The sequence below is a fragment of the Streptosporangium roseum DSM 43021 genome (genome assembly GCF_000024865.1).
GTDB classification, from domain to species: Bacteria; Actinomycetota; Actinomycetes; order Streptosporangiales; family Streptosporangiaceae; genus Streptosporangium; species Streptosporangium roseum.
In genome coordinates this window covers 9,109,273-9,121,751 of the sequence record NC_013595.1, presented here as the reverse complement: position 1 = coordinate 9,121,751, position 12,479 = coordinate 9,109,273, and the positions used below count along the sequence as shown (strand labels likewise).

At 70.5% G+C, this 12,479-nt stretch carries 12 protein-coding genes; 9 read left to right on the top strand and 3 right to left on the bottom strand.

The genetic code is table 11. The features are described from left to right. Window positions 1-57: 57 nt before the first annotated feature. The 7 genes from SROS_RS39870 (at window position 58) to SROS_RS39840 (ending at window position 8,459) form a co-directional block, all read left to right on the top strand. A complete protein-coding gene (locus tag SROS_RS39870) occupies window positions 58-660 on the top strand; it encodes a CGNR zinc finger domain-containing protein (RefSeq protein WP_012894639.1) in 603 nt (200 codons plus the stop codon). A gap of 484 nt (window positions 661-1,144) precedes the next feature. Continuing rightward, entirely contained in the window at window positions 1,145-2,326 is a 1,182-nt protein-coding gene (locus SROS_RS39865; protein WP_012894638.1) for an ROK family protein, read from the top strand. A 17-nt stretch (window positions 2,327-2,343) separates the two neighbouring features. Continuing rightward, window positions 2,344-3,852, top strand: a complete 1,509-nt coding sequence (locus tag SROS_RS39860) for a sugar ABC transporter ATP-binding protein (protein WP_043653902.1) — start codon at window positions 2,344-2,346, stop codon at window positions 3,850-3,852. Next, window positions 3,849-4,973 (top strand): ABC transporter permease, encoded by a 1,125-nt coding sequence (locus SROS_RS39855; protein ID WP_012894636.1) that lies wholly within the window; start codon window positions 3,849-3,851, stop codon window positions 4,971-4,973. Before SROS_RS39860 ends, SROS_RS39855 begins: the two co-directional genes overlap by 4 nt. 191 nt (window positions 4,974-5,164) lie before the next feature. Then, on the top strand, window positions 5,165-6,226 hold the full coding sequence (locus SROS_RS39850) for a substrate-binding domain-containing protein (RefSeq protein ID WP_012894635.1): 1,062 nt from the start codon (window positions 5,165-5,167) through the stop codon (window positions 6,224-6,226). Then, a complete protein-coding gene (locus SROS_RS39845) occupies window positions 6,226-7,455 on the top strand; it encodes a Gfo/Idh/MocA family protein (RefSeq protein WP_012894634.1) in 1,230 nt (409 codons plus the stop codon). The genes SROS_RS39850 and SROS_RS39845 overlap by 1 nt, the downstream gene beginning before the upstream one ends. After that, entirely contained in the window at window positions 7,452-8,459 is a 1,008-nt protein-coding gene (locus SROS_RS39840) for a sugar phosphate isomerase/epimerase family protein (RefSeq protein ID WP_012894633.1), read from the top strand. The genes SROS_RS39845 and SROS_RS39840 overlap by 4 nt, the downstream gene beginning before the upstream one ends. Window positions 8,460-8,517: 58 nt before the next feature. Here SROS_RS39840 and SROS_RS39835 read toward each other — a convergent pair whose 3' ends face one another. The 3 genes from SROS_RS39835 to SROS_RS39825 are packed head-to-tail and all read right to left on the bottom strand — an operon-like array spanning window position 8,518 to window position 10,283. Next, a complete protein-coding gene (locus SROS_RS39835) occupies window positions 8,518-9,603 on the bottom strand; it encodes a Zn-dependent alcohol dehydrogenase (protein ID WP_012894632.1) in 1,086 nt (361 codons plus the stop codon). An 11-nt stretch (window positions 9,604-9,614) separates the two neighbouring features. After that, window positions 9,615-9,809 (bottom strand): ferredoxin, encoded by a 195-nt coding sequence (locus tag SROS_RS39830; RefSeq protein ID WP_012894631.1) that lies wholly within the window; start codon window positions 9,807-9,809, stop codon window positions 9,615-9,617. 9 nt (window positions 9,810-9,818) lie between these two features. Beyond that, window positions 9,819-10,283 carry a pyridoxamine 5'-phosphate oxidase family protein gene (locus tag SROS_RS39825; protein ID WP_012894630.1) on the bottom strand — a complete coding sequence of 155 codons (465 nt, stop codon included), beginning with the start codon at window positions 10,281-10,283 and terminating at the stop codon, window positions 9,819-9,821. Window positions 10,284-10,360: 77 nt separating this feature from the next. Between SROS_RS39825 and SROS_RS39820 the strand changes: the two genes are divergently transcribed. Continuing rightward, window positions 10,361-11,008, top strand: coding sequence for a class I SAM-dependent methyltransferase (locus SROS_RS39820; protein WP_043653892.1), 648 nt, complete (start codon window positions 10,361-10,363; stop codon window positions 11,006-11,008). 243 nt (window positions 11,009-11,251) lie between these two features. Next, entirely contained in the window at window positions 11,252-12,472 is a 1,221-nt protein-coding gene (locus SROS_RS39815; protein ID WP_012890821.1) for an IS110 family RNA-guided transposase, read from the top strand. The last annotated feature ends 7 nt before the right edge of the window (window positions 12,473-12,479 follow it).

The following is a 12,479-nucleotide window of genomic DNA, read 5'->3' as shown; positions in this document are numbered from 1 at the left end:
TTTCTCCGTTAGTAAGGTAATGTGACGGCTGAGGATTCGGGTGCGCGGAGGAGGGGCATGGAGCGTCGTCTGGCGCTGGAGCTGGCGAGCACGGTCCGCCACGACGGGGACGGCGGTGTCGCCGACGACCTGGCCACCGCCGAGGGCACGACCCGCTGGCTCGGGGAGCGTGCCGGCCTGCTGACCGGCTGCGGCGTCGCCGGCGGCTTCGAGGCCGACGACGCCCTCATGGACGAGATCGTCGAACTGCGGCAGGCCGTACGCGCGCTGTTCGCCCGGGCCGTGAGCCCCGCGCCGGCCAGCCCGGCGGACGCCCACCGCCTGATGCCCGCCGACCGGGCACTGGCTCTCCTCAACGCGGCCGCCGCCCGGGAGCTGGTCGCCCCGCAGCTCGACTGGCCCGGTGAGTCGCTCCCCGAGGCCCGGCTGCTGTCCGCGGAGCGCGACTCGGGCCTGCGGATCGTGGCGGCCCTCGCCCGCGCCGCCATCGAGTTTCTGGCCGGTCCGGAGCGCGAGCGGCTGCGGGCCTGTGCCGCACCGCGCTGCGTGCGGTACTTCCTCAAGGAGCACGGCCTGCAGGAGTGGTGCAAGCCGTCCTGCGGCAACCGCGCCAGGGCCGCCCGGCACTACCGCCGTCAGCGCGCCGCGGACGCCGGCTGACCCACCCGGCGCGACCGGCCGCTCGGGAGCGGCCTCGACCACGGCCTCGACCACGGCCTCGACCACGGCCTCGACTACGGCCTCGGGACACGCCGCGGGCGCCGGCGCCTCCCATGTCCTCGTCGCGACTGTCCTCACCGCGACCTACGCAGGCAAGGGCGGCCTGTCCCTCGGTGCCGACCTGACCCCGTGGCCCCGGCGGAGGGCTGCACCGGGTCCTCCGGCGTCCGGGTGTTCAAGCCCCTGGCACGCCGGTTGGCAGTAGAAGCTCGCGCGGTGAGCTGACCCCGCGTCCCCGCTTCCCGTGCCTCGCGTCCCGCTTCCCGTGCCTCGCGTCCCGCTTCCCGCTTCCCGTGCCACCCGGCCAATGTCCGCCGACTTTTGTGGAAATCTGCAAAAGTTGGCGGACATTTCGATAAAAGCCTTCACAACGCGAGCAGAAGGGGGTTAGCTTCTGCACACCAACTCCCACTGCGGAGGTGCTGTGAAGCGCATTACCGCTCGGCCGGAGAACCCCCACCAGGCCGCGCTGCTCCGGCTGCTGCGAGAGCGGGCGCGGTCGCGTGCCGAGCTCGGCGACGTGGCCGAGCTCTCACGCTCCAGGCTCAACCTCGAACTCGACCGGCTGGTCGAGCTGCGGCTGGTCGAGCAGGCGGGCCTGGCGGCCTCGCGCGGCGGACGCAGGTCGGGCATGGTACGGCTGGCCGCGACCATGCGGTTCGCCGGCATCGACGTCGGCGCCACCTCGGTCGACGTGGCCGTCACCGACGGCGGGCTGGAGGTCCTCGGCCGCGCGAGCGAGCCCTGCGACGTGCGCGACGGACCGGTGGCCGTGCTGGACCGGGCCACCGAGATGCTCGCCAAGCTGCGCGACCAGGGACTGTTCACCCAGCTCCACGGAGCGGGGATCGGCGTCCCCGGGCCGGTCAGCTTCCGGGAGGGAGTGCCGGTCGCGCCGCCGATCATGCCCGGCTGGGACCGCTACCCCGTCAGGGAGACGCTCGGGCAGGAGCTCGGCTGTCCCGTGGTGGTCGACAACGACGTCAACATCATGGCCCTCGGCGAGCTCCACGCGGGGCTGGCCAAGCAGGTCGACGACTTTCTCTTCGTCAAGATCGGCACCGGGATCGGCTGCGGGATCGTGGTGGACGGCAAGATCTACCGGGGTGTCTCCGGCAGCGCCGGCGACATCGGCCACATCCGCGTCGACGACGCCGGCCCCATCTGCGCCTGCGGCAACGCCGGCTGTCTTGAGGCCTATTTCGGCGGTGCCGCTCTCGCCAGGGAGGCCACGGCCGCCGCCGAGCGCTCGCCGTACCTCGGTGAGCGGCTCCGGCGGACGGGCACGCTCACCGGCGAGGACGTCGCCGCGGCGGCCGCGCTGGGCGACGCCGAGGCGGTGCGGCTGATCCGTGACGGCGGCCACCGGGTCGGCCTGGTGCTGGCCGGGCTCGTCAGCTTCTTCAACCCCGGCCTTGTGATCGTCGCCGGAGGCGTGGCCCGGCTGGGCCACCTGCTGCTGGCGGAGATCAGAAGCGTCGTCTACCGCCGGTCGCTGCCCCTGGCGACGGGCAACCTGCCCATCGTGCTGTCGGAGCTCGGCGACAGCGCCGGAGTGATCGGCGCGGCCCGGCTCTGCAGCGACCACGTTTTCTCGGCTCCATGAACAACCAGCGAGGCCTCATGTCCGAAAACAGTCCCTTGTTGCTGATGAAGGGGATCGTCAAGCAGTTCCCCGGTGTCCGCGCGCTCGACGGCGTCGATCTGGAGGTGCTGCCCGGTGAGGTGCACTGCCTGCTCGGACAGAACGGTGCGGGCAAGTCCACCCTGATCAAGACTCTCGCGGGCGCGCACCAGCCGGACGAGGGCACCATCACCCTGGGCGGTGAGCCGGTACGGCTGAGCAGCCCGATCGCGGCGATCCGGCTGGGTATCTCCACGATCTACCAGGAGCTGGACCTGGTGGAGGGGTTGAGCGTGGCCGAGAACGTCTTCCTCGGTCATGAGCCGGCCCGGCTGGGGTTCGTCGGTCAGGGGGAGGCCAACCGGGCTACCCGGGCGCTGCTGGAACGGCTGGGGCACGGGGAGATCCGGCCGACGACGCAGGTGGGGCGGCTGTCGCCGGCGGCCAGGCAGGTGGTCAGCATGGCGCGGGCGCTGTCGCACGACACCCGGTTGATCATCATGGACGAGCCGTCGGCGGCGCTGGCCCATGACGAGGTGGACAACCTGTTCCGGATCATCCGGGAGCTGACCGCCCAGGGGGTGGCGGTGGTCTACATCTCCCATCGGCTGGAGGAGATCCGGGAGATCGGCGACCGGGTGACGGTGCTCAAGGACGGCCGCACGGTGGCGGTGGGACTGCCGGCCCGGGAGACCCCGACGCGGCAGATCGTGGCGTTGATGACCGGCCGCAACGTCGAGCACGTCTTCCCGCCGCGCCCTGAGGCGCCCGCGACGGGGGAGGAGGTGCTGCGGGTCGAGGGGCTCACCGTCCCGGGCGTGTTCGCCGACGTCTCCTTCGCGGTGCGGGCGGGGGAGATCGTGGGGCTGGCCGGGCTGGTCGGCTCGGGCCGTTCGGAGATCATCGAGGCGGTCTACGGCGCGCGCCGCTTCTCGGGCACCGTCGTGCTGGAGGGCCGGCGGGTACGGCGCGGCGGCACGGCCGAGACCGTCAGGCTGGGCATGGGCCTGGCCCCGGAGGAGCGCAAGGCCCAGGCGCTGCTGCTGGAGCAGAGCGTGGCGCGCAACATCTCGCTGGCCAGCCTCGGCCGCTACTCCCGGTTCGGCTGGCTGGACCGGCGCCGCGAGGCCGCGGACGCGCGCGCTCTGGTGGAGACGCTGGACATCCGCCCGCCCGATCCGGACCGGCCGGTCAAGACGCTGTCGGGTGGCAACCAGCAGAAGGCGGTGCTGGCGCGCTGGCTGCTCAACGGCCGCAAGCTGCTGCTGCTGGACGAGCCGACCCGCGGGGTGGACGTCGGCGCGCGGGCGGAGCTGTACGCGGTCATCCGCAAGCTGGCCGACGAGGGGATCGGGGTGCTGCTGGTCTCCAGCGAGGTGCCCGAGGTGCTCGGCCTGGCCGACCGGGTGCTGGTGATCCGGGAGGGCACGGTCATCCACGAGGCCGACGCCGGTGACCTGGACGAACATCGAGTACTGGACATGATCATGGAAGGCAGTGCGCTGTGAGCGACCCGCAAGGCCAGGCTCCCGCGAGCCCGGCGAAAGCTGCCCAGAGTCCGGTGGAGGCCGTCCGGAGTCCGGCGGAGAGCGTGCAGCCTCCGGGGGAGGCGGTGAAGGCGCCCGCCGATGAGCGCGGCCGGGTCGAGGCGTCCGGACACCGGTCCGCCGGGCCTTCCGGCCCGCTGGCCCGGCTGGGGGAGGTGCCGCATCTGGGGCTGGTGGCGGCGCTGGCGCTGCTGACGGTGGTCGGGCTGGTGACCGTGCCCGACACCTTCGCCAGCACCTCCAACCTGGTGAGCATCCTGGCGCTGGCGGCCACGATCGGGGTGATCACGGTGGGCGCGACCTTCGTGATCATCGGTGGCGGGATCGATCTGTCGGTGGGGGCGGTGATGGCTCTGGCGTCGGTGTGGGCGACCACGCTGGCCACCCAGTCCTACGGGCCGCTGGTGATGATCGTCTGTGCGGTGCTGGTCGGGACCGGGGCGGGGCTGGTCAACGGGTGGCTGATCGCCTACGGGCGGCTGGTGCCGTTCATCGCGACGCTGGCGATGCTGGTGGCCGCCCGCGGGCTGGCCCAGCGGATGTCGGATCGCAAGACCCAGCTGGTGCAGCAGGGCAACGAGATGATCGTGGAGCTGTCGACCACCAGGGTGCTGGGCGTCCCGGTGCTGGTCTACGTGTTCGCGGTCGTGGTGGTGGCGGGCTGGGTGCTGCTGAACCGCACCACGTTCGGCCGGCGCACCTTCGCGGTGGGCGGCAATCCGGAGGCGGCGCGGCTGGCGGGCATCGACGTGCGGCGGCACACGGTGTGGCTGTATGCGCTGTCGGGGTTGTGCTGTGGCATCGCGGCAGTGTTGATCATGGCGCGGACCACCACGGGTTCCTCCACGCACGGGGATCTGTACGAGCTGGACGCGATCGCCGCGGTGATCATCGGGGGGACGTTGCTGACGGGGGGCCGGGGGTCGATCGTCGGGTCGATCCTGGGTCTGCTGATCTTCACGGTGATCACGAATCTGTTCATTCTCAACGGGCTCAACACCAGCGATCAGCTGATCGCCAAGGGCCTGATCATCGTGGTGGCCGTGCTGCTGCAGCGGCGCAGCCTCCGCTCCTCGACCTGACGCCCCCGCCCGCCGCGGACCGTCAGGGGCCCGCGGCGGGCGGGGGCGCCCGCTCACCGACGGATCCGTCACCGTCCGGTCCCGGCCCTCGGGCCGCTGCCGGATCCGGATCCGTCCCCTTCCGAAAAGCCTTCCCGAAGCAGTCCTCCCCTCCGAAAAACCGGTCTTCCCCTCCGCGAAGGAGCATGGTCATGACAGAAAGAGTCGCCCGTCGGGGTTTCCTGGTCGGTGGAGCCGTCATCGGCGCCGGCGCGCTGGTGACCGCGTGCACCGGCAACACCCCGGCCCCCGAGGCAGCCGCCTCCAGCGCGGCACCGGCACCGGCGGCCACCGGCGGCAACGATGCCCCCGGTGACAAGGTCGTCATCGGGTTCTCGGCGCCGGCGGCCGATCACGGCTGGATCGCCGCGATCGCCAAGAACGCCGAGGCCGCGGCCAAGCAGTACAGCGATGTGGAGTTCAAGCCGGTCGAGCCGACCAACGACATCAACGCGCAGATCTCGGCGGTGGAGTCGCTGATCGCGGCGAAGGTCGCCGCGCTGGTGATCCTGCCCAACGACGGCCAGCAGCTCAACCAGATCGCCCGTCAGGCCTCCGACGCGGGCATCCCGGTGATCAACCTGGACCGGGTCTTCCCGGACAAGCTGTCGTATCGCACCTGGATCGGCGGCGACAACTACGGCATGGGGGTCGCGGCCGGGCATTACATCGGCAAGACGCTCAAGGACAAGGGGGTGGCCGACCCGGTGATCCTGGAGATCCAGGGCATCGCGACGCTGCCGCTGACCCAGGATCGCAGCAAGGGCTTCGAGGACGCGCTGAAGACGTACGGGTTCAAGGTGACGGCCAAGCAGGACGCGCAGTTCACGGTGGAGTCGGGCACGAAGGTGACCAGCAACCTGCTGCAGGCGCACAAGAAGATCGACGCGATCTGGAACCACGACGACGACCAGGGCATCGGGGTGCTGGCGGCGGTCAAGGAGGCCGGTCGCAGCGAGTTCTTCATGGTGGGTGGGGCCGGATCGGCCAACGCGATGCGGGAGATCCAGGCCGACAGCGGGGTGTTGAAGGCCACCGTGACCTACAGCCCGACGATGGCCGCCTCGGCGGTGAAGCTGGCCCGGTTGATCGCGCAGGGCAAGGGGATGAGCGATCTGCTGGAGAACCAGGTGCCGCAGTCGATCACGCTGGCCTCCGAGACCATCACCAAGGACAACGTGGCGAAGTACCTGCCGCTGGGATTCGAGTCCTGATGGCCGCTGACGACAGGCCGACGCTGGGGATCGGCATGGTCGGCTACGCGTTCATGGGACGGGTGCACTCACAGGCCTGGCGCAGCGTCGGCGCGTTCTTCGACCTGCCGGTCCGGCCGGTGATGGCGGCGCTGGGCGGCCGCTCGAAGGAGGCCACCACCGCCGCGGCCCGGGACCTGGGCTGGGCGGCGGCCGAGACCGACTGGCGTGACCTGATCGCCCGGGACGACGTGCAGGTGGTCGACATCTGCACCCCCGGCGACAGCCACGCCGAGATCGCGATCGCCGCGCTGGAGGCGGGCAAGCACGTCATCTGCGAGAAGCCGCTGGCCAACAGCGTGGCCGAGGCCGAGGCGATGGCCGCGGCCGCCCGCGCCGCGGCCGGGCGCGGGGTGCATGCCATGGTCGCCTTCAACTACCGGCGGGTGCCGGCGATCGCGCTGGCCCGCCGGTGGGTCGCCGAGGGCCGGCTGGGGCGGCTGCACCACGTGCGCGCCCAGTATCTGCAGGACTGGATCGCCGATCCGGCCTTCCCGCTGGTGTGGCGGCTGCAGCGGGAGCGGGCCGGTTCCGGCGCGCTGGGCGACATCGGCGCGCACGCCGTCGACACCGCCCAGTTCATCACCGGCGAGCTGCTGGCGGGGGTGTCGGCGCTGACGGAGACCTTCGTCACGGAGCGTCCGCTGGCCGGGGTCTCGGCCGGGCTGAGCGCCACCGGCGCCACCGCCCCGGCCGGCGGCGCGGCAGACGGCCCGGCAGGCGGCGCGGTGGCCACCGGGACGGTGGACGTCGATGACGCGGCGCTGTTCATCGGCCGTTTCAGCGGTGGCGCGCTGGGCTCGTTCGAGGCGACCCGGTTCGCCACCGGCCGGAAGAACGCGCTGCGGATCGAGGTCAACGGCTCCCGGGGGAGCCTGGCCTTCGACTTCGAGGCGATGAACGAGCTGTGGTTTCACGATCACACCCTGCCCGCGGCCGATGCCGGGTTCCGCCGGGTCATCGTCACCGAGGCCGAGCATCCTTACGCGGCGGCGTGGTGGCCGCCCGGTCACGGGCTCGGCTACGAGCACACCTTCACCCATGAGATCAAGGACTTCGTCGAGGCGGTCGCCGCCGGTGTCGCTCCGGTACCGTCCTTCGACGACGGGCTGCGGGTGCAGCGGGTGCTGGCCGCGGTCGAGGCGAGCGCGGCCGACGGAAGCCGTTTCACCCCTGTGGAGGAATCGTGACCCGACCCATCACGCTGTTCACCGGCCAGTGGGCCGACCTGCCGTTCGAGGAGGTGTGCCGGCTGGCCGCCGGGTGGGGCTACGACGGCCTGGAGATCGCCTGCTGGGGCGATCACTTCGAGGTCGACAAGGCCCTGGCCGACGACTCCTACGTCGAACGCAAACAAGCGGTGCTGGCCGAGCACGGCCTCAAGGTGTGGGCGGTCTCCAACCACCTGGTCGGCCAGGCCGTGTGCGACCACCCCATCGACGCCCGGCACAAGGCCATCCTGCCGGCCCGCATCTGGGGCGAGGGCGACGCCGAGCAGGTGCGCCGCCGCGCCGCCGAGGAGATCAAGGACACCGCGCGGGCCGCGGCCAGGCTGGGGGTGGACACGGTGGTCGGGTTCACCGGCTCGGCCATCTGGCACACCGTGGCGATGTTCCCGCCGGTGCCGGCGGCGATGATCGAGGACGGCTACGCCGACTTCGCCGACCGGTGGAACCCCATCCTGGACGTCTTCGACGAGGTCGGGGTGCGTTTCGCGCACGAGGTGCATCCCAGCGAGATCGCCTACGACTACCACACCACGGTGCGGACCCTGGAGGCGATCGGGCACCGGCCGGCGTTCGGGCTGAACTGGGACCCCTCGCACATGGTGTGGCAGCAGATCGACCCGGTGGGGTTCATCCTGGACTTCGCCGAGCGGATCTACCACGTCGACTGCAAGGACGCCAAGGTCCGTACCGGTGACGGCCGGCGTGGCCGGTTGGCCTCGCATCTGCCGTGGGCCGACCCGCGGCGGGGCTGGGACTTCGTCTCCACCGGACGCGGGGATGTGCCGTGGGAGGAGTGTTTCCGGGCGCTGAACGCCATCGGGTACACAGGGCCGATCTCGATCGAGTGGGAGGACGCGGGGATGGATCGGCTGGCCGGGGCGCCGGAGGCGCTCGGGGTGATCCGCGGGCTCAACGCGATCACCCCGCCGGCCACCGCCTTCGACTCCGCCTTCTCCTCGGAGTGAAGGAGGTACGGCCCGCACCCGCCGATCGCGCCGGCGAGGCGGGCCGTACCGGAACGGGTCAGTCCAGGACGACGATCTGGCGCAGGACCTCGCCGCCCCTCAGCGCGGCCACGGCCTCGTTGAGGTCGGAGAGCTTGATGCGGGCGCTGATCATGCTCTCCAGGTCGAGCTTGCCCGCCTTGTACAGCTCGGCGAAGAACGGGAAGTCCCGGCGGACGTCCGACCCGCCGTACAGCGAGCTGAGGATGTTCTTCCCCTCGAACAGCAGGTTGAAGGCGCTCAGCGGGACGATGTCGTCCATCGCGCCCGCACCCACCACGATCACGTCGCCGCCTCGGCGGGTGGCCTGCCAGGCGGTCATGATGGCGGCGGACTTGCCGACGGCCTCGAAGCCGTAGTCGAATCCCCTGCCGCCGGTCAGCGATCCGACCGCGTCCATGAGCTGGTCGGGGGTGATGGCGTGGGTGGCTCCGACCTTCTTGGCCAGCTCGTGCTTGGACTCCAGCGGGTCGATCGCCAGGATCGTGGTCGCTCCGGAGATCCGGGCGCCCTGGATCACCGACAGGCCGATGCCGCCGCTGCCGACCACGGCCACGGTCGAGCCGGCCTTCACCCGGGCGGTGTTGAGCGCCGCGCCGACCCCGGTGGTGATGCCGCAGCCGATCAGCGCCGCCGCCTCGTAGGGCACCTCGGGATCGACCTTGATCGCACCCTGCCAGGGCACGACGATCTCCTCGGACCAGGTGCCGCATCCGGCCATGCCGAACGCCGGGGTGTCGCCCCCGTAGCGGAAACGGGCGTTGACGAAGCTGTCCATGACGTAGGTCATGCACAGGAACGGCTGGTTCACCAGGCAGTTCGCGCAGGTGCCGCAGGCCGGGGTCCAGTTGACGATGACGTGGTCGCCGGGCTGGACCGTGGTCACGTGGTCGCCGACCTCGACGACCTCGCCCGCCCCCTCGTGGCCGGGGATGACCGGGAGCGGCATGGGCAGCAGCCCGCTGATCACCGACAGGTCGGAATGGCAGACGCCGGTCGCTTTGATCTTGACGCGGACGTCCGCCGGGCCTGTCGGGGCGAGGGTGAAGTCGTCGCGGATGTCGAGCTTGTCGTCGCCGACGGCATGCAGAAGCGCACCACGCATGGGGGGTCCTCCTAGTTCTCCTCAAGGGAGAGGGCGGCTTTGGGACAGGACCGCACGGCGTGCCGGACGCGGTCCATCATCTCCGGCGGCGGCTCAGGCAGCAGCAGGTGCAGCTGGTCGTCGTCGTCGAGCTCGAAGACCTCCGGGGCGAGTCCCGTGCAGACCGCGTTGGCCTCGCATACCAGATAGTCGACTTTGATCTTCATGTCAGCCTCCTAGACCGGGGTGGCGAGCTTACGGTGATCCCATGAGATCACTCGAGTGGGCTCCACCACGAAGGCGACCCTCTTGTGGCCGGTATAGGCGACATACTCCGTGAGAAGCTCCTCGGCGTCAGGCATTCCCGCCATCCGCCGGGCGACGTTCATGCCGATCTCAAGGATGCCCTCGGAGTCGTCGATCCGCCGGGCGGTGCCGTACAGCAGGACGCCGCGCAGGTCGGAGTACTCCTCCCCGGCCTCGATCAGGCAGCTCACCCGGGCGTCCCGCTGGATGTTGAGCGTCTTCTGGGCCTTCCCGTAGGTCCAGAAGGAGATCCTGCCCTCGGTCAGCCCGTAGAACATGGTCACCATGTGCGGTGTCCCGTCGGGGTTGATCGTGCCGAGCTGAAGTTTCCGCGACTCACCGATGAAGGCGGTGATCTCGTCCTCGGTCATCACGATGCGAGCGCGCTGGTTCACGGTGCAAAGTAGAACACGTTCCATAAGGCCCGGCAAGGGCCGTTCGGAATGTTGTTCGGTCTGGATAGTCTGCTCGGATGAGCAACGCGAGCATGCCTGCCGACCTGCTGTACGCGGCCCGGCGAGCCAAGGGTTTCATGCCTCACGCCGAAGGTCTCGCCCTGTTCGAGACCGCCGTCGAGTACGGCCCGCGCGGGCCGATCTGCGAGATCGGCACCTACTGCGGCAAGTCCGCCGTCTACCTCGGCGCGGCGGCCAGGCAGGCCGGTTCCGTCGTCCTCACCGTGGATCACCACCGGGGCTCGGAGGAGATCCAGCCGGGCTGGGCGCACCACGACCCCACGCTGGTGGACCCCCGCTTCGGCAAGATGGACTCGCTGCCCACCTTCCGCGCCACGATCGCCTCCGCCGGGCTCGAGGACGAGGTCATCGCGATCGTCGGCCGGTCGGAGCGGGTCGCCGCTCTGTGGCGAACCCCGCTGGCGGTGCTCTTCATCGACGGAGGCCACTCCGAGGAGCCGGTGACCAAGGACTACGAGGGATGGGCCCCGCACGTCATCCAGGGTGGCGCGCTGGTCTTCCACGACATCTACCCCGACCCCGCCACCGGCGGGCAGGCTCCGTACCACGTCTACCAGCGGGTCCTCGCCTCCGGCGCGTTCAAGGAGGTCAGGCAGGAGGGCTCGCTGCGGGTGCTGGAGCGGGTCGGCCCCGGCATCGGCTAATGGGAGCTACCGGGTCGGCTGTTCGGGCAGACTCGGTACCTGTAGCCGCTGGTGAGTGAGCACCCTCGTCGGCCGGACCTTGGAGTCCTGGGGTCAGATCGTGCCCTCACCGGTGGTCAGGGGTCTTGATCGCTGATGGGATGTCGTGCCCCCCGAGGATCTGGGGTGAGCACTGATCCATTAGTTCGCGGGCCGGCCCCTGCAGGCTGCTGACCGCTGTTGTCGATCGTCGTGGAGGTCGGGTTGCTGTTCGTCGGTGATGACTGGGCTGAAGACCATCACGATGTCGAGGTCCAAGACGAGGACGGCAAGGTGGTCAAGCGGGTCCGGCTGCCCGAGGGGATGGCCGGGATCACCCGGCTGCACGACCTGGTCGGCCGGTTCGTGGCCGAGGACGCCGACCCGTCCGACGTGCTCGTCTGCATCGAGGTCGATCGGGGCCCGTGGGTGCGGGCGCTGGTGGCCGCGGGCTATCGGGTGTTCGGCGTCGATCCCAAGCAGGCCGCCCGGCACCGGGAGATCCTCGGCAGCTCGGGGGCCAAGAGCGACAAGGGCGACGCCCACGCCCTGGCCGACATGATCCGCACCCGCCGCAACCAGCTGCGCCAGGTCGCCGGGGACTCGGAGATCGCAGAGGCCGTCAAGGTCGTCACCCGGGCGCATCAGACGTTGCTGTGGGAACGCACCCGGCACATGCTGCGCCTTCGGGTGGCGTTGCGGGACTACTTCCCCGCCGCCCTTGCCGCCTACAAGCCGCTCGGCCTCACCTCGGAGGCGGTGCTGAGGCTGCTGGCCAAGGCCCCCACCCCCGAGACGGCGGCCAAGCTGACGATCAACCAGATCAGCGCGACGCTCAAGGGCCGCCGCGACATCGGCGCCAAAGCCGCGGCGATCCAGGACGTGCTGCGGGGCGAGCACCTCGGCCAGGCCCCGCTCGTCACAGGTGCCTACGCCTCCACCGTGAAGGCCCTGGCCGCCGTCATCACCGTCCTGAACAGCGAGATCAAGACGCTTGAGGGTGAGGTCGAGGCTCATTTTGGCCGGCACCCGGACGCTGAGGTCATCCTCAGTCAGCCGGGCATCGGCGTCGTCCTCGGCGCCCGGGTGCTCGCCGAGTTCGGAGACGCCGAAGGCCGCTACGTGAGCGCGAGGGCCCGCAAGAACTACGCCGGAACCTCGCCGATCACCCGGCAGTTCGGCAAGACCAAGATTGTCCAGGCCCGGTTCGTCCACAACGACCGGCTCGTCGACGCTCTCCATCTCCAAGCCTCCTGCGCCCTCCTTCACGATCCTGAGGTCCGCGCTTACTACGACCAGCTCAAAGCCCGTGACGTCAGCCATAACGCCGCTCTCCGCCAAGTCGGCAACCGCCTGGTGGGCATCCTCCACGGCTGCCTCAAAACCCACACCACCTACGACCAGGCAACCGCATGGTCACATCGCAACCACGACCTCGCCGCTTGACATCTAA